General features: G+C 73.8%; 20 protein-coding genes. 4 read left to right on the top strand and 16 right to left on the bottom strand.

The features are described from left to right. Nucleotides 1-97: 97 nt before the first annotated feature. From AB0O09_RS33840 to AB0O09_RS33810, 7 genes are all read right to left on the bottom strand, one after another. Nucleotides 98-946, bottom strand: coding sequence for an MFS transporter (locus AB0O09_RS33840; protein ID WP_363548566.1), 849 nt, complete (start codon nt 944-946; stop codon nt 98-100). Between the two features lie 135 nt (nt 947-1081). Then, on the bottom strand, nt 1082-1492 hold the full coding sequence (locus AB0O09_RS33835; protein ID WP_363548565.1) for a PPOX class F420-dependent oxidoreductase: 411 nt from the start codon (nt 1490-1492) through the stop codon (nt 1082-1084). A 47-nt stretch (nt 1493-1539) separates the two neighbouring features. Continuing rightward, nucleotides 1540-3174, bottom strand: coding sequence for a serine hydrolase (locus tag AB0O09_RS33830; protein ID WP_363548563.1), 1635 nt, complete (start codon nt 3172-3174; stop codon nt 1540-1542). Between the two features lie 155 nt (nt 3175-3329). Continuing rightward, on the bottom strand, nt 3330-3965 hold the full coding sequence (locus tag AB0O09_RS33825) for a MarC family protein (RefSeq protein ID WP_363548561.1): 636 nt from the start codon (nt 3963-3965) through the stop codon (nt 3330-3332). Nucleotides 3966-4049: 84 nt separating this feature from the next. Next, the gene (locus AB0O09_RS33820) at nt 4050-5468 is read right to left on the bottom strand and encodes a nucleobase:cation symporter-2 family protein (protein WP_363548559.1); all 1419 of its coding nucleotides are present in this window, start codon (nt 5466-5468) and stop codon (nt 4050-4052) included. 372 nt (nt 5469-5840) lie between these two features. After that, the gene (locus AB0O09_RS33815) at nt 5841-6554 is read right to left on the bottom strand and encodes a GntR family transcriptional regulator (protein WP_363548557.1); all 714 of its coding nucleotides are present in this window, start codon (nt 6552-6554) and stop codon (nt 5841-5843) included. Nucleotides 6555-6666: 112 nt separating this feature from the next. Then, nucleotides 6667-7671: a hypothetical protein gene (locus AB0O09_RS33810; RefSeq protein WP_363548555.1), complete on the bottom strand. Its 1005-nt coding sequence runs from the start codon at nt 7669-7671 to the stop codon at nt 6667-6669. 284 nt (nt 7672-7955) lie between these two features. On the opposite strand from AB0O09_RS33810, the gene AB0O09_RS33805 reads away from it, so the two are divergent. Genes AB0O09_RS33805 through AB0O09_RS33795 form a run of 3 tightly spaced genes read left to right on the top strand, consistent with a single transcriptional unit; the run spans nt 7956 to nt 10784 of the window. Beyond that, a complete protein-coding gene (locus AB0O09_RS33805) occupies nt 7956-8549 on the top strand; it encodes a hypothetical protein (RefSeq protein WP_363548553.1) in 594 nt (197 codons plus the stop codon). 4 nt (nt 8550-8553) lie between these two features. Beyond that, complete coding sequence (locus tag AB0O09_RS33800) at nt 8554-9204, top strand: DUF5987 family protein (RefSeq protein ID WP_363548551.1); 651 nt, start codon at nt 8554-8556, stop codon at nt 9202-9204. After that, nucleotides 9201-10784, top strand: coding sequence for a GMC family oxidoreductase (locus tag AB0O09_RS33795; protein WP_363548550.1), 1584 nt, complete (start codon nt 9201-9203; stop codon nt 10782-10784). Before AB0O09_RS33800 ends, AB0O09_RS33795 begins: the two co-directional genes overlap by 4 nt. A 23-nt stretch (nt 10785-10807) precedes the next feature. Here AB0O09_RS33795 and AB0O09_RS33790 read toward each other — a convergent pair whose 3' ends face one another. The 7 genes from AB0O09_RS33790 to AB0O09_RS33760 form a co-directional block, all read right to left on the bottom strand. Beyond that, complete coding sequence (locus AB0O09_RS33790; RefSeq protein ID WP_363548548.1) at nt 10808-11020, bottom strand: hypothetical protein; 213 nt, start codon at nt 11018-11020, stop codon at nt 10808-10810. 90 nt (nt 11021-11110) lie between these two features. After that, complete coding sequence (locus AB0O09_RS33785; RefSeq protein WP_363548546.1) at nt 11111-12841, bottom strand: penicillin-binding transpeptidase domain-containing protein; 1731 nt, start codon at nt 12839-12841, stop codon at nt 11111-11113. 283 nt (nt 12842-13124) lie between these two features. Beyond that, nucleotides 13125-13409 carry a hypothetical protein gene (locus AB0O09_RS33780; protein WP_363548544.1) on the bottom strand — a complete coding sequence of 95 codons (285 nt, stop codon included), beginning with the start codon at nt 13407-13409 and terminating at the stop codon, nt 13125-13127. Between the two features lie 142 nt (nt 13410-13551). Then, entirely contained in the window at nt 13552-14295 is a 744-nt protein-coding gene (locus AB0O09_RS33775) for a class I SAM-dependent methyltransferase (protein WP_363548543.1), read from the bottom strand. Between the two features lie 159 nt (nt 14296-14454). Next, nucleotides 14455-14958 (bottom strand): VOC family protein, encoded by a 504-nt coding sequence (locus tag AB0O09_RS33770; protein ID WP_363548541.1) that lies wholly within the window; start codon nt 14956-14958, stop codon nt 14455-14457. Nucleotides 14959-15156: 198 nt separating this feature from the next. Next, nucleotides 15157-18384 (bottom strand): fused isobutyryl-CoA mutase/GTPase IcmF, encoded by a 3228-nt coding sequence (icmF, locus tag AB0O09_RS33765; protein WP_363548539.1) that lies wholly within the window; start codon nt 18382-18384, stop codon nt 15157-15159. A gap of 177 nt (nt 18385-18561) precedes the next feature. Further along, entirely contained in the window at nt 18562-19926 is a 1365-nt protein-coding gene (locus tag AB0O09_RS33760) for an MFS transporter (protein WP_363548537.1), read from the bottom strand. Nucleotides 19927-20172: 246 nt separating this feature from the next. Here AB0O09_RS33760 and AB0O09_RS33755 point away from each other — a divergent pair, with 246 nt between their 5' ends. Further along, nucleotides 20173-20988, top strand: coding sequence for an NRDE family protein (locus AB0O09_RS33755; protein ID WP_363548535.1), 816 nt, complete (start codon nt 20173-20175; stop codon nt 20986-20988). Between the two features lie 28 nt (nt 20989-21016). Here the strand turns inward: AB0O09_RS33755 and AB0O09_RS33750 are convergent, their stop codons facing one another. After that, nucleotides 21017-21601, bottom strand: a complete 585-nt coding sequence (locus AB0O09_RS33750) for a hypothetical protein (RefSeq protein WP_363548533.1) — start codon at nt 21599-21601, stop codon at nt 21017-21019. A gap of 91 nt (nt 21602-21692) precedes the next feature. Beyond that, nucleotides 21693-21927, bottom strand: a 235-nt coding sequence (locus AB0O09_RS33745; RefSeq protein ID WP_363548531.1) for a hypothetical protein, incomplete at its 5' end; no start/stop codon positions are given.

The raw sequence follows: 21927 nt of genomic DNA, 5'->3' as shown, positions 1-21927 counted from the left end.
GGTGGATTTGGCGCGGACCCGTCATTCATGCCCGCCCGGACGGCACCCATGCACCGCCCCGGTGTCCACCCACGACCTCGAGGACGCGCCGTGGTCGTCAGGAGGCCGGCGGAGTCCGGTCGGCGGGCAGGCCGGACCGGGTGAGGACGGTGGCGAGGCTGTAGTGGTCCTCGTCGGCGACGATCCGGCCGTGGGTGTCGAGATCGAGGTGGGTGGTCATCGGCACGGCGAAGGCCTTGGGCGCGGCCTTGAGGTGGCCGGCGTAGACCGCCTCGGCGGTGATGCGGCTGCCGTGGCGGCGGGTGGTGCGGACGGTGGCGTGCACGTCGGCGATCAGGCCGTCCGCGCGGGCCTTCCAGCCGGAGATCTCCTGGCGGCCGCGGAAGGTGATGCCCACGGCGAGGTCGGTGCAGGTGCCGTCGACGGTGAACAGGGCGCCGAGTGCCCGCGGGTCGGTGCCGTTCCAGGCGCAGGCCCAGCCGGTGACGATCCTCGGCAGGTGCCCTTCGGTGCCCTGCGCGGCAGCGGTGTCCAGGGCGAGGGCGAGTGCGGCGGGGGCGATGGCGGCGGCGCCGATGCCCTGGAGGGCGCGGGCCGCGATCAGGACCGCCGGCGAGCCGGCCAGTCCCGCGGCCGGCGAGGCGACGGCGAAGAGGGCGAGGCCGGTGATCAGCACCCGGCGGTGGCCGAGGAGGTCGCCGGCCCGGCCGCCGGCCAGCAGCAGCGCGGCGAACGCCAGGCCGTAGACGTTGACCACCCAGGTGGTGCCGCCCTCCGACAGGCCGACGCCGGTGCGGATCTGCGGCAGGGCGACGTTCACGATCGAGGTGGCGAGTATGACGGTGAACTGCGCCGCGGCGAGCACCGCGAGGGCGGCCGCGGGCCTGCGGGTGGGCGGCATCCGCCCCTGGGGTGTTCCGTCCGGCTGTGTGCGGGGGAGGTTCATGCCGCACAGCGTGCTGCCGGGCGTTGTCCACTCTCCAGGTCCGGCAGGAGCGGGGACTGTCCACTCCTGTCCGGACCTGTCCACCCGCCGGACGCCCGCCGGACGCCCGTGGTGCCGGCGGGTGCCGTGCGGGGGTCAGCCGGTCAGGCTGCCGACCACCTTGGTCGGGCTGATGCGCAGGACGACCCGCAGGACCTCGGCGGGCAGGTCGAGGTACTCCTGGCCGGCGCCGGGGCCTTCGTACTGTTCGGCGAGGGCGGCCGCGAGGGCGCGGCCGGTGTCCTCGGTGACGGTGGTGAGCCCGCGGATCTCGGCGTACCGGTCCGGATCGGCGGGGTCGTACACGGTGAGGCTGGCGCGGGGGTCGCGGCGCAGGTTGCGTTCCTTGCGGCGGCCGGCCGCGGTGGAGACGAGCAGGTCGTCGCCGTCGCGGCCGACCCAGACCACGGAGGTCTGCGGGGCCCCGTCGGGGTTGAGGGTGGCGAGGACGGCGGGGATCGGCGCGTCGATCAGCGCCCGGACGGATTCGTTCAGCTGGGTCGTCATTCGGGCGAGGCTACCTGGCGCCCGGTCAGGTCCCCGCAGGGGTGGGGTCATCCGCGGGTGAAGGTCCCGAGGCCGTCGTGGTTGAACTGCTCGACCACCACCGAGGTCGCCCGCCCGTCGGGGCCGACGGTGAAGGTGACCCCGGAGAGGCCGACGGCGTTCTCCCCGCGCGTCCGGAAGCTGAACACGTCGCCGTCGTAGTGCTGGAGCGGGAACTGCAGGTTGTCCGGTCCGAGGCTCATGACCGGCTTGCCGTCCCGCGAGGTGACGGTCATCGGCCCGAAGTACCCGTTGGTGTAGGTCCCGAGGTAGGCGGAGTCCGGCTTGGCCGGGGCGGCGCCGGCCGGGGGCTTGGTGTAGTCGGTCGGCGAGACCTGGCCCCCGGCGGCGGCGGGCACGACCCTGCCCATGAAGCCCAGCCAGTCGACCGTCTCGTGGCCCTCCTGGGCGACGTCGAAGAACTCCTCGGCCACCGCCTCCGGGACGCCGATCGGCTGGCCGTTGGTCAGCACGACGATCCCGAGCTGCTCGGAGGGCAGCAGGGTCACCACCGTCGCCGCGCCCAGGTCGAAGGCGCCGGAGTGGTTCAGCCGCAGTCGGCCGCGGGAGTCGTAGTTGACGTTCCAGCCGAGGCCGTAGAAGCTGGCGTTGCCCGCGGGGGCGTGCGGCGGGTTGGAGACGACGTGCGGCAGCCGGGTCTCGTTCAGCGCCGTGGCGTCGACGACCTGCCGGCCCTCGAACGATCCGTCGGCGAGTTGCAGCCGCATCCACCGGGTGAGGTCCTGCGCGGTGGAGCTGACCCCGCCGGCGGGGGCCTGCGGGTCCGGGTTCTGGGTGGTGCTGACCTGCCAGCCGGAGTCCGTCCGCACGTGCGGTGTCGCCTTGTTCGCGGCGCTGTCGTAGGCGGAGCGCAGCGAGCTGGTGGAGTTCATCCCGAGCGGCTCGTAGACGACGTCCGCCGCGAGGTCCTCCCAGGCGACCCCCTTGGCCTTGGCGACGGCGACGGCCGCCTCGGTCAGGCCGTAGTTGGTGTAGGCGTAGCTGGCCCGGAACGGTGCGAGCCGGTGGTCGCGCAGGTGCTGCAGGATGTAGTCGCGCTGGTAGCCGAGGTCCTCCAGCAGGTCGCCGGCGTGGTCGGGCAGTCCGCTGCGGTGGGAGAAGAGGTCGGCGATCGTCACGTGGCTGCTCACCCACGGGTCGGCCAGCGCGAAGCCGGGGTCGTGGGCGGCGATCGGGTCGTCCCACTTCACGGTCTTCTGGCCGACCACTCCGGAGACCACGGTCGAGCCGATCGGCTTGGAGAGCGAGGCGAGCTGGAAGACGGTGTCCGGGTCGACCGTCTCGGGCGAGCCGAGGCGGCGGACTCCGTAGCCCTTCAGGTGGACGACCTTGTCCTTGTGCACGATGGCGACGGCCGCGCCCGGCACGCCCGTCCTCGCCATCGCGTTCTGCACGTAGCCGTCGATCTGCGCCACCGCGGCGGAGACCTGCCGGTCCGTCAGCTGCGGCGGCGGCTGCGGCGGGGGTGCGGTCGCCGGGGCGGACGAGGGGCTCGGTGCGGGTGCGACCACCGGGCCGTTCGCCGGCCCGGCGGTGCAGCCTGCGAGGAGCACTCCGGCCAGCAGCGGCACGGCCGCGCGCGACCCGGGCCCGGTGCCCGTCCGGCCACCGTGACGAACCATCGACCACTCCCCTCGTCCGGGCGGCGCGGCCCCGGTGCGGCGGCGCCACCACGCGAGTATTGGTCGGCGCGGGGCCGCCCCGGGTGCCGCCGCGCGCCGGGGCGCGCGCAATCCACCCGTCCAGCGGCGGGGGGCGGCGGGCGGCGGGCGGCGGCTCAGTAGTGCGGGTTGGACAGGTGGACGCCGAGGCTCTCCAGGCCGGACAGGAAGACCTCCACGCCGACCGCCGCCAGCAGCAGGCCGAGCAGCCGGGACAGCACTTCCAGCACGGTTCCGTGGGTGCGTTGCAGCAGCGGCGCGAGCAGCAGGACGCACACGCAGTCGATGGCGATCACCAGGACGTACATGCCGGCGACGGTCGTCCGCCAGCCCCAGGTGTTCTCGTCGAGCGAACCGAGCAGCTCCGCCGTCACGGCGAGCGGGCTGACGATGTACGGGAGCAGCAGCTCCCGGACCCCTTCGAACATCGGGTGGAGCGAGTCCTCGTCCTCCTCCTCGCCCTCTCCGAGGTGGATGCCCATGACGAGGGCGACGGCGTAGATGAAGAAGATCACCCCGCCGGCGAGTTGCAGGGACTGGTCCGAGACGTGGAAGAACGAGGTCAGGACCTCGGCCGTGTAGGCCATCAGGATGCCGACCGCCGCCGCCAGCACCGAGCTGACCATCGTCAGTCGGCGCATCTGCCCGATCGTGCGGGTGCGGCTCAGCCGGGCGAACGCGATCAGCACCTTCTGCGGGCCGATGACCGCGAAGAAGGTCACGAAGGCGGTGACGGTGGTCAGGTCGCGCATCCCCTCATCATCGGGGGCGCCTGCCCGCCGCCCGGCACGACGCGCCTGGCACGTCGGCCGGGCGGCGCACCGGCCGGCGGGGGGTCAGGCCGGGTCCGCCACCGGGGCCGCGGGTTCGGTCCGGGTCTGCGGCCCGGTTGCGGACGGCACGGTTGCGGGCGGGACGGTGCGGGGGCGGCCCAGGTGGTTGAAGAGCAGGTTGAGGGTGACCGCCAGCAGGCAGCCCGCGGAGATGCCGGAGTGCAGCACGGTGCCGATCTGCTCCGGGAAGGCGTGGTAGAAGCCGGGGTAGGCGATCGGGAAGATGCCGAAGGCGAGGCTGACCGCGACGATGATCGCGTTGGAGCCGACGTTCAGGTCCGCCGCGCCGAGGGTGCGCAGGCCCGCCACCGCGACCGACCCGAACAGCACCACGCCCGCTCCGCCGAGCACCGGCTGCGGCACCAGCGAGACCAGCCCGCCGACGACCGGCAGCAGGCCCATCACCACGAGGAGGATCCCGGCCAGGGCGACCACGAAGCGGCTGCGGATCCTGGTGAGCGCGACCAGCCCGATGTTCTGGGCGAAGGCCGAACAGATGAAGCCGTTGAACACGCCGCCGAGGGCCGTCGCGATGCCGTCCGCCCGCAGGCCGCCGGAGATCGTGCGGTCGTCGGCGGGCTTCTCCACGATCTCTCCCAGCGCGATCATGTCGGCGGTGGACTCGGTCATCGAGACCACCATCACGACCAGCATCGAGACGATCGCCGCGGCCTCGAACCGGGGCGCGCCGAAGGCGAACGGATGCGGCAGCTCGACGAGCGGCAGGCCGGCGAGCGCATGGGCGTCCACCTTGCCGAACGGGATCGCCACCAGGGTTCCGACGAGCAGGCCGAGGAGGATCGCGATCCGCTGGAAGAAGCCGCGCAGGAAGCGGTGGAACAGCAGCACGGACACCAGGGTGACGGCGGCGAGGCCCAGGTTGCCGAGCGAGCCGTAGTCCCGCGCCGCGGAGTTGCCGCCCTGGGCCCAGTTCCCGGCCACCGGGAGCAGCGAGACGCCGATCAGGGTGATCACCGTGCCGCTGACCACCGGGGGGAAGAACCTGACCAGCCGGCAGAAGACGGGGGCCAGCAGGAAGCAGAAGAGTCCGGCGACCAGTGTGGAGCCGAAGATCAGCGGCAGCGCCGCGTCCTTCTTCGCCTCGATGACGGCGAGGATCGGCGAGACGGTGGCGAAGGAGACGCCGTTCACGAAGGGGAGCCGTGAGCCGATCCGCCAGAAGCCCAGGGTCTGCAGCAGGGTGGCGATGCCGGCGATGAACAGGCTGGCGGCGAGCAGGGTCGTCAGCTGGGCCGGGGTCAGGCCGGCCGCCGCGCCGATGATCAGCGGCGGTGCGGCGACCCCGGCGTACATGCTGGCGACGTGCTGGAGGGCGACCGTCGCCATCCGTCCGGGCGGCAGCAGTTCGTCGACGGGGTGCGGCGGGGTTGCGGGCTTCACGGGCGCTTCGCGACGTCCCATGTACGGTCCTCCACATCCGAGGTGGCTTCGGGCCCGGGGACGGCGGCCGGAACGGGACACGGCGACGTCGGGACGACCCTGGCGGACGGCGGTGCCGTCGCCCACCTGCCGGTGCCCGCGGCGAACAGGCCCGACCCATGAACAGATCCGCGATGCGGAACACGGGTTCCGCCATTCGGTTCCACAGAATGTAGAAAGCTCGCCCCCGTTGGTCAATGGCTCCGACCCGATTGCTCCGCCCCGGAGCGGCGCCTGTCGCTTCCTCCAGGCCTCCCCTCCCCCACGGCCGCCTCGACGCCGACCGGGCGCACCGGCCGAAATGACCCGCCGGGTGCGGCGCGCGTCGACGGTCCGTACGGGCGGGGCGGGCGGTCAGCCCGACCGGGCGGCCCGGAGCGAGTCGAGCATGACGGCCTCGGTGCTGCGGAGGTACTCCTCGGCCGCCCGTTCGGCGCGGCCCTCCTCGCCGTCGGCGACCGCGCGGACGACCGGGGCAAGCCGGTCGGCGGCTTCGGCCGGGTCCTCGAACGGCGCGCGCAGGGCGCCGCGGACGGGGAGGTAGGCGTTGAACAGCGTGTTGGTGAGCAGCAGGTAGACCCGGTTGCCGGTGGCGCGCGCCAGCTCGCGGTGCACCTCGACGTCGGCGAGCTGGGCGGCGTCGCCGTCCGGCGCGTCCCGGACGGCCTGCAGGAGTTCGCCGAGCCGCAGGGCGTGCCGGGCGGTGCGGCGGGCGGCCGCACGGCGGGCGACGACGGCGCCGATGTGGCGGCGGACCTCGAACACCTCGGTGAGCCAGCCGGGGTCGTGCGCGGCGAGCATCGGCAGGAGGTCGGCGCCGCCCTCGTGGAGGAAGTCGCGGATCCGGGTGCCGATGCCGTGCCGGGTGCTGATCAGTCCGGCCTGTTCGAGGCGGGACAGGGCGTGCTTGAGGGTGGTGCGGGTGACGCCGTAGCCGGCGGCGAGGTCCCGCTCGGGCGGCAGCAGGGCGCCGGGCAGGTGGATACCGTTCAGGATGTCCTGGCGCAGTCGGTGGGCCAGCAGGTCGACCACGGACCGGCGTTGGATGGTCTCGGGCGGCACCGGCATCGGTCTCCTCGCTCCTGGGCTGCCGTGGCCGGGTGGCCCGGCCTCCGGTCGGGAGTCAATCCGGTGGCGGACGGACCGTCAAGGCCTCCACGGCCGGGCCGTCGGCCGCACCTCACCGGCCGCCCACCTCGGCGTGCGCGGTTCCGGCCAGGGTCCAGGACGTCTGCGGGCGCCAACGGCCCCACCAGCGTTCGAGCACGATCTCGGCGTCGGCGGCCTCGCTGTTGCGGCACACCGCGCGACTGCCGTCCGGGTCGGTGTACTCCAGGGCCAGGGTGCGTTCTTCCGGCTGGGTGACCGTGACGCGGACCCGGTGCAGCAGGGTCCGGCCGGTGACCGTCCAGGTCGGCAGACCGAGGCGCGCCCTGAACCGGCTCGCGCCGGCCCAGCCGACGGCCGGGCGCAGAGCCGTCCGCGGCCAGGTGCGGCCGCGGTGGCGGAGCCTGAGGAAGACCAGGGGCGGCAGCCGGTCGAGCACGGGCTTCCGGGACACGGCGGCGACGATCTCGAGGACGTCGCCGTGGCCGAGGTCGGCGTGCAGCCAGGCCCAGCGTTCGGCGTTGCCGTGGCCGTGGATCCGGGCGGTGGCCCCGGGGGCGCCGTCCAGGTGGAGCACGCCGTCGGGGTGGTCGATCGTGCCGGTGTAGCGGGAGGCGGCGGCCGGCAGCATCTGGGCGGCGGGGAGCCCGCCGTGGTGCCAGGCCCAGCGGGGGAAGGTGTAGAGGGGTTCGCCCGCCGGGTGCTCGGTCAGGTCCCAGGTGTACGGGCCTGCGGTGCCGCGCAGGTGACGCGCGCCCGTGTCGGCCACCGCTGCGGAAGCGGAGGCGGAGGAGGCCTCGGCGCCGGACGCGGCCTCGGACGCGGTGGAGAACGGTCGGCGGGGCGGCCAGGGTTCGGGGCCGAACCTGGCGTGTTCCACCGGTCCTTCGGGCGGGAAGAGGGCGATCCATCCGTGCACCCGGGCGGGCGAGCCGTCGGTGGGGGCGACCAGTTCGTGGTGCAGCCAGACGCCCGTCCGGGTGGTCGGGTCGGTGAGCGTGGTGTACCAGACCTCGGTGCGGCCCGGCCTGCCGTCCCAGCGCGGTGCCCACGGCCGGTCCGCTTCGCGGGATCCCATGCCCGTCCCCCTTGCCGTCGCACGTCCGCCGTCAGTGGCTCAGCCACCGAACCACTCGGCTGACCGCCCGTCAACAGTGCGGGGCAACGACGGCGCGAGTGGCACTCTGGAGGCCGCGGGGTGCAGTTGATGAGTCACCGTCACACCTCTTGTACTCGCCGGTAGTCGTGCCGCATCCTCGTCCGTGCCGGCCCCGAGGCGCCCCTTGGCCCGACCGTCCGGGCGCCCTCCGACGACGGCTCCTCGCGCGACACCCCCGTCCTGCTCCGGTTCCAGGAGGTCCTGTGTCCCGTCCACGTCTGCGTACCGCGCTGCTCGCCGCCGCCCTCGCGTTGGGGGCGGCCACCACCACCGTCCCGGCGGCCGCCGCCGCACCTCTTTCCCCTCCGGGTCCGTTCACCGAGCCCGGCTTCGCCGCGGGCTGTCCGTGGCACCGCTACGGCGAGGGCGAGCAGCCGCCGTGGTGGCTGGCGTTCACGGATCCGCTGTGCGTGGAGTACAGCAAGCGCGACATCACCGTGGACGACGGCGGCGCGCTGCGCTTCCTGCTCGCCGAGCCCGCGCGGGTCGCGGCCTCGCTGCTGACCTGCCACTACTACCAACGGGACCACTGGAGCGTGCAGTCCACCACCGGCGCGGTGCCGTGGGTGGCCTGGGACGGCCAGTACTGGTGGGACAGGACCGGTCGCCGCGCCGGCGTCCGGCTGGCGGACTTCCGGATCGACGGCGTCCGGGTCGGCGTCGGCGACGCGGTCGCGGCCCTGCGGCCCCGGTTCCCGGACCTGGCGGACGCGCTCGCGGCCTACGGCACCGCATCCGGGGAGAGCGGTCTGACCACCGAGCTGCCGTTCGACCTGCGCTGCGCGCTGGGCGGGTGAACCGGTGCCGCTCCTGGACCGCCGCGGCCTGCTCAAGGCCCTCGCCGCCACCACCGCCGTCCTCGCCGCCGGCCCGCCGTCCCCGGCGTCGGCCGGGGCCGCCGCCCCGGGGACCTGGACCGTGCAGAGCCTGGAGGCGTTCGCCGACACCCTCGTCCCCGGGCAGTGCCGCTACCCGGGGGACCTGCCGATCGCGGGCGCGGTGACCGGACCGGGCGCGGTCCAGGCCGGGGCCGTCCAGGTCCTCGTCTCGCCCGACCTGCCGCTCGGCCCGTGGCTGCCGGAGATCGCCGCCCTGCTGGACGCCCGCGCGCTGGCGCGGGCCGCCGCCCACCTGCTGTGGCTGCCGCCCGGGTGGCCACCCTTCGTCGGCCTGCCGTTCGACCACCGGACGGCCCTGGTCACCGGCCTGTTCGAGCCGGGCGAGGTGGACCGGCCGGTCTGGCAGGTCCTCGCCCTGCTGGTCGGCCTCGCCTTCGACACCGCCGCCCACCAGCACACCACCACCGCGATCGCCACCGGTCATCCGGGGCTCGCCTGGATCGGCTTCCCGCCACCGGACGCGGACGGCCTGTGGCGCTTCCCCGCGCACTCCTACGACCGGCCGCTGGCCGACCTCCATCCGCGCACCACGGCCTCGGGGAGCCCGGCATGAGCGCACAGACCACCGACGTGCTGGTGATCGGATCGGGCTTCGGCGGCGCGATACCCGCCTACCACCTCGCGGCCGGCGGCGCCCGCGTCACCGTCCTGGAGCGCGGACCCCGCCTGGCCGCCGGGGACTTCACCCACGACCTGCGGCTCGGCAGCTACACCAGGATCGTGGACGTCATCAAGGGCGACGGAATCTCGGTGGTGGCCGGCAACTGCGTCGGCGGCGGCAGCGTGGTGTACTTCGCCGCCTCCCTGCGCGCCCCGTCCTTCGTCTTCGAACGCCGGGGCGGTCTGCGGCGGCGCATCTGGCCGGCCGCGCTGACCCGCGCCGCACTCGACCCCTGGTACGACCGGGTCGAGCGGTCCCTGCCGGTCACCCGCCTGGACTGGGACTCCATCTCGTACGCAGGCGGCGTCCTCGCCGCGGCCTGCCACCGGGCCGGGCGCACCTGCAACCCGGTGCCGGTCGCCGTCGACACCGCACGCTGCACGGACTGCAACTGGATGCTCTCGGGCTGCCGCTTCGACGCCAAACGCTCCATGCTGCTGAACTACCTGCCCGCGGCCGAGGCCCACGGCGCCGAGGTGCGACCGCTGCACGAGGTGCAGGCCGTCGTCCCGTCCTGGATCGACGGCCACCGGTACGCCGTGACGTACACGGTGCTGGACCCCTCCGACTACGGCTGCACCGCCGAGATCGGCACCGTCCACGCCAAGGTGGTGGTCCTCGCGGCCGGCGCGGTCGGCACCCCGGTCGTCCTGCAGCGCTCCGCCCCCGCCCTCGGCGGCATCCCCCCGGCCGTCGGCCGGTACTTCTCCGGCAACGGCGACCGGGTCTCCGTCGCCGAGATGGACGAGACCAAGGTCCGCGACCTGCTGGGCCTCGCCCGTCCGGACGGCTCCGCGTACGCCGCGCTGCCGATCGGCAAGCCCATCACCACCGCGAGCTTCGACCACCTCGACGGCTCCGCCCCCGAGTTCAGCCGGTTCACGCTCCAGCAGATCTACTTCCCGCCGATCACCAACTCGCTCGCCCGGGCCGCCCTCGGCCCGGGGTGGTTCGGCACCGGGAAGCGGGAGTCGCGCCGCTCGTGGCGGTCCTGGCTGACGGTGCTCGCCATGACCGAGGACGACAACGAGGGGACCTTCGGCCCGCCGCCGCCCACCGGCGGCTTCGTCCGCCTCGCCCCCGGCCTCGGACTCGGCACGATGGCCTTCTCGCCCACCGCCGGCACCGGAGCCGGCTGGAGCGCCGCCGACGCCGAGCTGCGCGCCGTCCTGGAACGGGACGGGCTGGCGACCGTCCGCCCCTGGACCGAGCAGGTCGGGGGCTCGGTCACCGCCCATCCGCTGGGATCGTGCCGGATCGGCGACGACCCCGCCACCTCCGCCCTCACCGACCAGCACGAACTGCGCGGCCATCCGGGGCTGTTCGTCACCGACGGCGCAGCCGTCCCCACCTCACTGACCGTCAACCCGTCCCTGACCATCGCCGCGCTCGCCGAACGCGCCGTCCCCGCCGTCGTCTCCCGCGCCCGCCAGGCCGGGGTTCCCGTCACCTACGGCGCACCGCCGCCCTGATCCCCGGCGCGGCCCCGCCCCGGTCAGGGGGCGGGGCTGGCCGTGGCGGCCGGGGTGTCACACGTACCGGGCGCGGCATCGTGGTGCCCCGCCAGCCAGAAGCCGACGAGGAGGCCCGCGACGGCCAGGACGCGGTGCCGGTTCTGCTTCCACCAGGACGGCGATCCGGCGGCCATGAAGCGCAACTGGGTGTACTCCGGATGCACCTGGGGCGGTGCGTCCCTGAAGAGTCCCATCAGGTCAACTCCTCTCCCTTGAGGGGGATTCACGACCATACGCCTCATCCGTCCTCGATTGCCGGGATTTTTCTGACCTGTGCCGGGCCGTCAGCCGTTGTTGCCCACCCGCAGGATCCGGGCGGCCGTCCGGCCCGCGGCCTCGGCTCCGTGGCCCGCGCCCTCGACCTCGACCGCCACGGCGAGGTCGCCGCGGTAGGCGATGAACCAGCTGTTGGGGTTCTTGCCGTCGACCTCGGCGGTACCGGTCTTGGCGCCGACCTGCCCGCCGATGCCGGCCATCGGGGTACGGGCCGTTCCCTCCCGGACGGTCTTGGCCATCATCGCCCGCAGGTCTCGGGCCACGTCCGCGGGCAGCCGGCCGGGCGCACCGGCCCGGTCGGCGACGCCGTCGACCACGACCGGCTGGCGGAAGGTGCCGCTCTGCACGGTCGCCGCCACGGAGGCCATCAGCAGGGTGTTCATCCGGACACCGCCCTGGCCGATGTACTCGGCGGCCTGCTCGTCCCGGTTGCCCGGGGCGGGGATCCTGGCGTCGAAGCTGAGCAGGCCGGTGTGCCACTCCAGACCGAGGCCGAACTGCTCGGACGCGACCTTGGCCAGTGTGCCGGGCTGGAGCTTGGCCAGGCCCTGCTCGATGAAGGCGGTGTTGCACGAGTGCGCGAAGTCGTCGGCCAGGGTGTAGCCGAGGTGGTCGCCGCGCTCGTCGTTGTGCCACACCCTCGGGGAGGTGGCGGTGTCCCGGCACGGCGCGGGGCTGTCCGGGCGGAGGCCCGCCTCCAGCAGCGCGGCGCCGGTCACCACCTTCATCGTGGAGCCGGGCGCGGTCCCGCCCCCGAGGGCGCGGTTGAAGGCGCCCGCCGGGGCGCTGGCCATGGCCAGGACGTGGCCGGTGCTCGGTTCGACGGCCACCACCGACCCGGCCCCGCCACCGCCGGTCTGCTCCTTCAGCGCCTCGTCCGCCACCCGCTGGAGCTCCGCGTCGAGGGTCACCTTGAACTCGGCGGCACCGGGGTCGGTGAGGGCGAACAACTGCTCCGCGGGCTGCGCGGAACCGCGGACGAGCACCACCGCCCGGCCCGGCGTGCCGGTGCCGGCCCCACCGGTCTTCACACCCGCCAGCATCGCCTTGACCGGTGAGGACTCGTCGAAGGGCTTGCCGTTCCGGTCGACCAGCCGCCCGGGCAGGGCGTCCACCGCCCGGACGTCGATCGATCCGCCGGCCGCCAGGCTCGGGTGGATCACGCCCGGCTCCCAGTGCACCGCGGTCCGTCCTTCGTCGGTACGCACCACGCCCAGGCTGCCGTCGTACTCCCAGGCACGGTCGACCCCGTCGAACCGCAGCCGGGCGTGGAAGCCGACGGCCGTCCGGCCCGGTTGCCCCGCCGAGGCGGCGGCGCCGGTCGGGGTGAGGGTGAACTCCTTGGGGTTCAGGGTCCGCTGGAACCCGGCCAGGGCTCCGGTGGCGAGATCCTGGCGGTCGGTCAGCGCGGCGGCAGCCGCGAAGTCCTGCTTGGCCCAGGCGTCGAGGAAGCCCTTGGCGGCGGTCTCGGCCTCCTGGGCGGTCGGCGCCCGGGTGGCCGTCGCCGCCACCGGCTGCACGGGCTTCGCCCCACCCCCGCCGGAGCCGCCCCGGATGGCGTTCGCGACGTTGTACGCACCCACCCCGCCGACCGCCAGCATGCCCCCGCAGACGACCGCGACGCCGATCCGGACCGCCCGGCGCCGCCCGGTCGCCGCCTCCGCCGGTGCCTCCTCCGCCCCGTACCCGTCGTCCGCGAACCCGGCTTCCTCGTACCGGTCGTCGTCGAACTCGATCATCCCCGCCCCCTCGTGAACATCATGGCGCTGGAGATCATCCGCCCTCGAACGGCCGTGGCGCAATGAGTATCCGTACTCAGACGGGCGGGGCTGGGCGACCGGGGACGTACCCGGCCTGCTGGTGCCGCGTCAGGCAGCCTTCGCCCCGTCGCGACGCCCGGCACGCACTCTCGCCGCACCGGACGGAAGCCCGAGTACGTCCAGTACGAGGACTTCCGGCCGGCACGCCGACAGCACGCACCGGACGCCGCTCCTTGACGGGCAAAGGTTGCCCGACGCGGCACTAGCCGGCGGCCACGACCTGACCCGCCGTCACCAGCGGCGGGTTCGGAAGGAGCGAGGCGAGGTTGTCGCGGACGAAGTCCGCCGCCCGGGCGACCGACTCCTCGGCGCCGGCCCGGTCCTCGAAGACGCTGGTGGAGACCATCACTCCGTCCCCGCCGTCGACCCAGTAGTAGGCCACGAAGCCCGGCACCTGGCGGAGCAGGGGCACGAAGCCCTCGGCGACCAGCCGGCCCGCCTCGGCGGGATCGGTCACGCCCTCGTACCGCCGTACTGCTGCGTACACGTTGCTCTCCTTCGTCCGTCCCTCGGTGCTCCGGTCCGGAACGGCATACCCCCACCGGACCTCCCGCGCTCGCGAGAGGTCCGGAAGGCACTCGGACAGCCCCGTCCTCCGTGTCGTCCGCCGGGGCGGACCGCGCCCGGGGTCAGGCGCGGCAGCGCAGCATCTCGAGCGGCGGGTGGGCGAGCAGGTCGGCCCAGAAGTCCTCGCCGTACGCGCGGATGCCGGCCTCGGAGATCCGCAGCGGTACCCACTCCACCGCGCCGAACCCGGCCGCCCGCAGGCACTCCTCGTAGACCTCGCGACGCGGGGCCGTGGTCACGATGCTGATCGGCTGCGGTTCGAGGAGGGCGGTGACCCGCACCTGCGGGCCGGTTCCGGTCTCCTCGCCGGTCGGCTCGCAGCGGAAGCCGTAGGTCTCCAGGCTGCCGCAGTCGAACCCGTAGTCGGGCTTCTGCGCGAGGACGAAGAACTCCCCGCCCGGCACCAGGCTCCGGTGGATGTTGCGGCACATCCGCTCCATCGTCTCGACGGACCCGGCGTAGTTCAGGCACTGCACTCCCAGCGCGAGGTCGAACCGCCGCTCGAAGGACCGCAGCTCGGCCACGTCGCCGACCTCGTACCGCACGTCCAGCGGCTCGCGCCTCTCGATGTCCCGCGCGGCGGCGACCATCTCGACGGAGATGTCGACCCCGACCACCTCCGCGGCGCCGCGCCGCTTGAACTCCCGGCTGTAGAAGCCGGTGCCGCAGGCCAGGTCGAGCACGGACCTGCCCTTCACCTCCCCCACCATGCCGAGGAAGCTCGGCACCTCCCCGTAGCGCATCAGCGGCAGGGACTTGAACCCCTCGAACGCCTCGCCGATCCCGTCGTACTGCTGCACCGTCATGTGCGGCCCCCTCCTGTGCGTCGTCCTGCGCCATGCCCCGCCGGCCTTCCGAGACCGGGAGCCTGCGGGGCTGCGGCCGTGGCAGAGAGTCTCCTCCGCACCCGTCCGACCGCCGTACTGGCAGATGGCACGAAGAAGTCGGCGTGGCGATCGGGGTGTCTACGAGGCCGGTCCAGTGGCGGCGCCGTCGACGAGGGCGTCCTCCAGCGCCTGGATGTCGATCTTCTGCATCTGCAGCATCGCGCGCATCGCCCGCTGGGACCTGTCCGGATCGGGGTCGGCGAGCAGTTCCATCAGCCGGCGGGGGGTGATCTGCCAGGAGAGGCCGTAGCGGTCCTTCAACCAGCCGCAGTCGCTCTCCTGTCCGCCGCCCGCGGTGAGGGCGTCCCACAGCCGGTCGACCTCCGCCTGGTCGTCGCAGTTCACCTGGAGCGAGATCGCCTCGGTGAACGGGAAGATCGGGCCGCCGTTGAGGGCGAGGTAGCGCTGCCCGGCGAGTTCGAAGGACACGGTCATCACCGAGCCCGCCGCGCCCGGTCCCGCCTCGCCGTAGCGCTGCACGTCGACGATCCGGGAGTCCGGGAACAGCGAGGTGTAGAACTGCGCCGCCTCCTCGGCCTGGTGGTCGAACCACAGGAACGTCGTGATCTTCTGCTCCGGCACTGCGTCCTCCCGTTGTTCCGGTCCCGCACGACGGTAGGCCGCGGGGCCCGCCCGCGCACCGGGGCACGCCGCGCCGCGCACGGATCACCCGTCGGCGCGGAGACCTCGCGGCTGCCGGGGCCGTCCGGGCGGAACGGGGCGGGGCCCGGCCCGCCACGTGCGTGGCGGGCCGGGCCCGGTGGTGGTGTCCGTTCGTGGTCAGACGTTGCGGCGGTACTGGCCGCCGACCTCGAAGAAGGCCTCGGTGACCTGCTGCAGGGAGCAGACCCGGGCGGCGTCCATGAGGACCTCGAAGACGTTCTCGCCGCTGATGGCGGCCGTCTTCAGCCGGGCGATCGCCTCGGCGGCCTCCGCGCCGTGCCCGCGCTGGAAGCCGCGGACGCGCTCCAGCTGGGACTCCTTCTCGGCGGTGGTGGCACGGGCGAGCTCCAGCTGCTGGGGCTCGCCGTCGCCGCCCGGGCGGCGGAAGGTGTTGACGCCGATGATGGGCAGGCTGCCGTCGTGCTTGCGCTGCTCGTACAGCATCGACTCGTCCTGGATGCGGCCGCGCTGGTAGCCGGTCTCCATGGCGCCGAGCACGCCGCCGCGCTCGTTGATGCGGTCGAACTCGGCGAGCACGGCCTGCTCGACCAGGTCGGTGAGCTGGTCGATGACGAACGAGCCCTGCAGCGGGTTCTCGTTCATGGCGAGGCCCCACTCGCGGTTGATGATGAGCTGGATGGCCAGTGCCCGGCGCACCGACTCCTCGGAGGGGGTGGTGACGGCCTCGTCGTAGGCGTTGGTGTGCAGGGAGTTGGCGTTGTCGTAGATGGCGATCAGCGCCTGCAGGGTGGTGCGGATGTCGTTGAAGTCCATCTCCTGGGCGTGCAGCGAGCGGCCCGAGGTCTGCACGTGGTACTTCAGCTTCTGGGAGCGCTCGTTGCCGCCGTACTTGTGCTTCATCGCCACGGCCCAGATCCGCCGGGCGACCCGGCCGAGGACGGAGTACTCCGGGTCCATGCCGTTGGAGAAGAAGAACGACAGGTTGGGCGCGAAGTCGTCGATGTGCATGCCGCGCGCGAGGTACGCCTCGACGTAGGTGAACCCGTTGGCGAGGGTGAAGGCCAGCTGGCTGATCGGGTTCGCGCCGGCTTCGGCGATGTGGTAGCCGGAGATGGAGACGGAGTAGAAGTTGCGGACCTTGTTGGCGATGAACCACTCCTGGATGTCGGCCATCATCCGCAGCGAGAACTCGGTGGAGAACAGGCAGGTGTTCTGGCCCTGGTCCTCCTTGAGGATGTCCGCCTGCACGGTGCCGCGGACGTTCGCCAGCGCGTGCGCCCGCAGGCCGGCCGCCTCCTCGGGCGACGGGTCGCGGCCCTCGGCGGCGCGGAAGGCCTCGGTCTGCTGGTCGATCACGGTGTTGAGGAAGAACGCCAGGACGGTGGGCGCCGGGCCGTTGATGGTCATCGACACCGAGGTGGTGGGCGCGGCGAGGTCGAAGCCGTCGTAGAGCGCCTTCATGTCCTCCAGGGTGGCGACGGAGACGCCGGAGGTGCCGACCTTGCCGTAGATGTCGGGGCGCTCGTCGGGGTCCCGGCCGTAGAGGGTGACCGAGTCGAAGGCGGTGGACAGCCGGGTGGCGGGCTGGCCCTCGGAGAGCAGCTTGAACCGGCGGTTGGTGCGGAACGGGTCGCCCTCGCCGGCGAACATGCGGGCCGGGTCCTCGCCGTCCCGCTTGAACGGGAAGACGCCGGCGGTGAACGGGAAGAGCCCGGGCAGGTTCTCGCGGCGCCAGAAGCCGACCAGTTCGCCGTGGTCGGTGAAGCCGGGCAGGGCGACGCGCGGGATCCGGTTGCCGGAGAGGGACTCGCGGGTCAGCTTGGTGCGGATCTCCTTGTCCCGGACGACGATGACCTGCTCGTCGCCGGAGTAGGAGGCGACCACGGCGGGCCAGTTGTCGATCTGCTCGCTGACCTCGTGCGGGAGCTGCTTGCGGGCGGTCGAGAGCAGTGCCTCGACGTTCGCGGCGTCGTGGCCGGCGTCGGCGAGCTGGCCGCGGACGGCGTCCAGGCGCTGCACCGACCGGGCGGCCTCGATGATCCGCTCGGTCTCGGCGTGGTAGCCGCGGACGGTCTCGGTGATCTCGGCGAGGTAGCGCACCCGCTCGGCGGGGACGACCTGGCGGATGCCGGAGGAGTGGCGGACGGAGACCTCGGGCAGGGCGCCGTCGGTGACCGGCAGGCCGTGCTCGGCGAGGGCGGTCCGCAGGCTCTGGTAGAGCGCGGTGACCCCGTCGTCGTTGAAGGTGGCCGCGGAGGTGCCGAAGACCGGCATGTCCTCGGGCTTGGTGCCGAACGCCTCGCGGTTGCGGACGAGCTGGCGGCCGACGTCGCGCAGGGCGTCCTTGGCGCCGCGGCGCTCGAACTTGTTGATGGCGACGACGTCGGCGAAGTCGAGCATGTCGATCTTCTCGAGCTGGGAGGCGGCGCCGAACTCGGGCGTCATCACGTACAGCGAGGTGTCGACGAAGGGCACGATGGCCGCGTCGCCCTGGCCGATGCCGGGCGTCTCGACGATCACCAGGTCGAAGCCGGCGGCCTTGACGACGGCGAGCACGTCGGAGAGGTGCTCGGGCAGCTCGTGGCTGCCGCGGGTGGCGAGGCTGCGGAAGAAGACCCGGTTCCCGTCGAGGGAGTTCATCCGGATCCGGTCGCCGAGCAGCGCGCCGCCGCCGCGGCGGCGGGTCGGGTCGACCGCGATGACGGCGATCCGCAGCTTGTCCTGCTGGTCGACGCGGAACCGGCGGACCAGCTCGTCGGTGAGCGAGGACTTGCCGGAGCCGCCGGTGCCGGTGATGCCGAGGACCGGGGTCACCCTGGTCGCCGCGGCGGCACGCACCCGCTCCGTGAAGTCGGCGGGCAGCTTGCCCAGCTCCGCGCCGGTGATGCTGCGGGCGATCGCGAACCGGTCGCCGGCGAGCAGGGCGTCCAGGTCGGCTGCCCGGCCGTCCCACAGGTCGAAGTCGCAGTCCTTGACGACCGAGTTGACCATGCCGGCCAGGCCCATCCGCTGGCCGTCCTCGGGCGAGAAGATGGTGACGCCGCTGCTGCGCAGCCGGTCGATCTCCTCGGGCACGATCACGCCGCCGCCGCCGCCGACCACGCGGATGTGCTCGGCGCCGGCCTCGCGCAGCCGCTCGACGAGGTACTCGAAGTACTCCACGTGTCCGCCCTGGTAGGACGAGACGGCCACGCCGTGGGCGTCCTCCTCGAGGGCCGCGTCGACGACCTCCTGGACGGACCGGTTGTGTCCGAGGTGGATGACCTCGGCGCCCTGGGACTGGAAGATCCGCCGCATGATGTTGATCGACGCGTCGTGCCCGTCGAACAGTGCCGACGCGGTGACCAGTCGGACGGGGTGCACGGGACGGTGCAGATCGCTCATGGAGGACCCTCATGTCGGTTCGGCGGAGACTACTCACCAAATATAGTAGGACGTCCTAGCATTTTTGTGAGGAGCGATGTGACCAGACGCACATGTCGCCCGGACGGCGGACGGCGGACGGCGGAAGGACGGTGTACGAGGCCGTTTTCGACCGCCGGCGACCGGCGTCCGACCCCCTCAGGACGCCGGGACCCCGGCCGGGGGGACGGGCGCGCCCTCGGCCCCGCCGGGCGGCGGCGCCACCGGCGACACCTGCGCGGCGCCCGGCACCCGGGCGGCCCGCGGGGCCAGCCGGCGCAGGCCCGCGCGGCGCTGGACCGCGCCGAGGCCGGTCGCCGCCGCGCCGAGGGCGATCCAGCCGAGCGGGCCGCCGGCCGTCACCACGCCGGTGAGCAGCAGCGGCCCCACCGACTTCTGCACCGACTGGGCCATCCCGGCGACCCCCAGGTAGGAGGCCCGGGCCCGCGGCGGCGCCAGGCTCACCGCCAGTTCCCAGGAGCTCACCGAGCGCAGCAGCTCCGCCAGGGTGACCAGGCCGGCGGCCGCCAGCAGCGCCGCCGAGGCCCACCACGGGCCGCCGCCGGTCGACGCCGCCAGCAGCAGACAGCAGGCGAGCAGCGCCGCCCCGTACCAGCGCAGCGCCTTGAGCGCCCCGTGCGGCCCCTCGGCCCAGGCGGAGACCCGCAGCTGGAGCAGCACCACGAGGACGGTGTTGACCACCAGGAAGGCGGGGACGAGGGCGTGCGGCGCCTCGGTGCGGTGCACCAGCCAGAGCGGCAGGCCCACGTTGAGCACCGAGTCGTCGAGGTTCAGCGGGATGTCGAGCAGGACGAACAGCAGGTAGCCGCGGTCCCGCCAGGGGCCGGGTGCGGCGGGCCCGTCCGCGGGCCCCGCTCCCCCGCCGTCCGCGTGCCGGGCCACGACCGACCCGTGGCCGGCCGGCTCCCGGGTGCGCAGGACGAGGGTGGCGGCCAGGACGAAGGAGAGGGCGTTGGCGAGGATCAGCGCCCGGTACGCGGCGGGCGTGCCCACGGCCAGCCCGAGGGCCGCGATGCCCGCGCCGAGCGCGTAGCCGGCGTTGGCGGTGCTGCGGAAGAGCGCCTGGTAGACGCCTCGGCGCTCGCCCGCGACCCGGGTGGCGAAGAGCATCTCCAGCGTCTTGGCGGCCCGCTCGCCGAGGCAGGTGAGGGCCACCACGGCCAGCAGCGCGGCGTAGTCGTGCACGACCAGCAGCAGGCCCGTGGTGCCGAGCCGCAGCAGGTGGCAGGCGGTCAGCAGGCCCCGGACGGTGAACCGTTCGGCCGCCCGGCCGGCGAGCGGCGATCCGGCGATCCCGGCGACCGCTCCGACGCCGAGGAGGAGGCCGAGCTGCCCGGCGTCGAGGCCGCGGACGAAGGTGAAGAAGAGCACGGCCGCGGCCGACCACACGCCGGTGCCGGTCCGGTCGACGAACTGGGCGAGCAGCATCGTCCGGCCGTCCCGGCCGCCCGGTGGTTGCCGCAGCTGTGCGACCAGTCCGCCGGTGTTCCGCTTCCGCCGCATGGGCGACCCCCGCTCGTCTCCTCCGATGTAAATCTCGACATCAAGATACTTCATGTCGAGATTTCTCGGAAGATCGGGGACGCCACCGTCTCCGGGTCGGCCGCGCAGGCACCGCGGGCGGCCGGCGGCGGTCCGGACGGCGCGTCAAGTCCCGTCGGCGGCGCGAGGGGAAGGCCCGCCCGCCCGGTCCACCGGCCGCCGTGCGAGGATCACGGGAGAGGAACGGCCCGGGTGAGGGGATGCGCCGTGTGCACCGTGTTCGTCAGTTTCGATCCCGGCTCGCCGGTGCCGGTCGTCGTCCTGGCCGCACGGGACGAGTACGCCGACCGCGCCTGGCTGCCGCCCGCCCGGCACTGGCCGGACCGGCCCCGGCTGCTCGGCGGCCTGGACCTGCTGGCCGGCGGCACCTGGCTGGCGGTCGACCCGGGCGGTGACGGCCGCACCCCGCGGCTCGCCTGCATCCTGAACGGCTTCGGTCTCCCGGCCGACCCGGCGAACCGGCTCTCGCGCGGCGAACTGCCGCTGCTCGCCGCGGACGGCGCCGACCTCGCCGACCGCGACTGGGCGCGCTACGACCCGTTCCACCTGATCACCGCCGGGCCGGACGCGGTCTCCATGCTGGGGTGGAGCGGCGCCGGGCTCACCCGCACCTCGCTGGAGCCGGGCCTGCACGCCGTCATCAACGACGGCATGGAGGGGCTCGCCTCGCACCGGACCTCCTCGCAGAGCGTCTCCCGGATGATGGCCGCCCGGCTGGCGCACTTCCGGCCCCGGCTCGCCGCCGTCCACCGACCCGAACCGCCCACCGGGCCCGCCGGCGGTGCCGACGCCCCGACCGCCGCGGTGTGGGGCGACTGGCCCGCCATCGCCGACGGCGACGGGCTGGACCGCACCGACCCGGCCGCCCTCGTCCAGCACCGCGACTTCGGCGCCGGACGGGTCTGGGCCACCACCTCGCTCGCCCTGGTCGGCCTCGGCCGCGACGGGGTCCGCTACGACTTCAACCCGGCCCCGGGCAACGCCGCCTGGTACCCGGTCGACACCCGCCCGATCCCCGGCTGAGTCCGCGCCCGGCACGGGGTCCGGTGGATCACGGCAGCCCGACGGTGCGGCGGACGGTCTCGAAGCCGACCACCTCGACGAGCGGGGTGCCGTCGGTGTCCCGGGTCAGACGGACCTCGTTCCCGACCAGCGGGCCGGTGGTCACCACGTAGGTGCCGTCGGGCAGGACACCCGGCGGCAGAATCCGCGGGCCGAGGTGGAGCGACAGGTCGAGGCCCTGCCGGATGAGGCGGTAGCCGCCCTCGTAGTGCCCCAGGAACGCCGCGGTCGCCCCCGGGTCCGTCGGCGCGGTGCGGCTCCCGAGGTCGCGCAGGCCCTGGAGGGCGGCCAGGTGTGCGGCGTGCGCCTTCTCGGGGACACCCCGGTTGAGGCCGAACCGCTCGCTCAGCAGCAGGTTGAGGACGTACAGGTAGAAGTACGGTCCGGTCGGGGTGGGGTTCATCGCGTTGAGCACGACCAGCCCGAGGTCGCGCTCCGGCAGGAAGCCGATGTACGAGGTGAAGCCGTCGATGCCGCCGTTGTGCCAGACCAGCGACGTGCCGTCGCGGAACCGGTTGCGGATCCTGGGAGCGGGCGCCCGGGCCGTTCCCGGCGCCGCGGCCGTACGACGCACCCGACGTCCCGTCACATCCCGGGCCCGCCCGGCCACGCTAGCCACCGGCCCGCGGCCGCACCCCGGACACTCCGTCCCCGCCGAACCGACGTCACCCGATCAGGGGTCGGCGGCCGGGTGCCGCAGCACGGAATCCGGAGGCGCCGCCGGGCCGCACGCGGCGGGCGTGGTCGACGCCCTCGCCCGGCTGGTCGACCTGCCCGCCCCGGAGCGCCCGGTCCCCGACTTCGGCTGAGAAAGTGTTGGGTAATTGATCAACTGCGTGGCGTGATCCGCTGGTGGTGATCTTTGCGGTCAAGGTGTCCGCGAAGATCGCCGCCATGTGT

Source organism: Kitasatospora sp. NPDC093679 (assembly GCF_040683455.1).
Lineage (GTDB): Bacteria > Actinomycetota > Actinomycetes > Streptomycetales > Streptomycetaceae > Kitasatospora > Kitasatospora arboriphila.
Note: the sequence above shows the minus strand (reverse complement) of the source record. Positions and strands in the feature narration are given on the sequence as shown.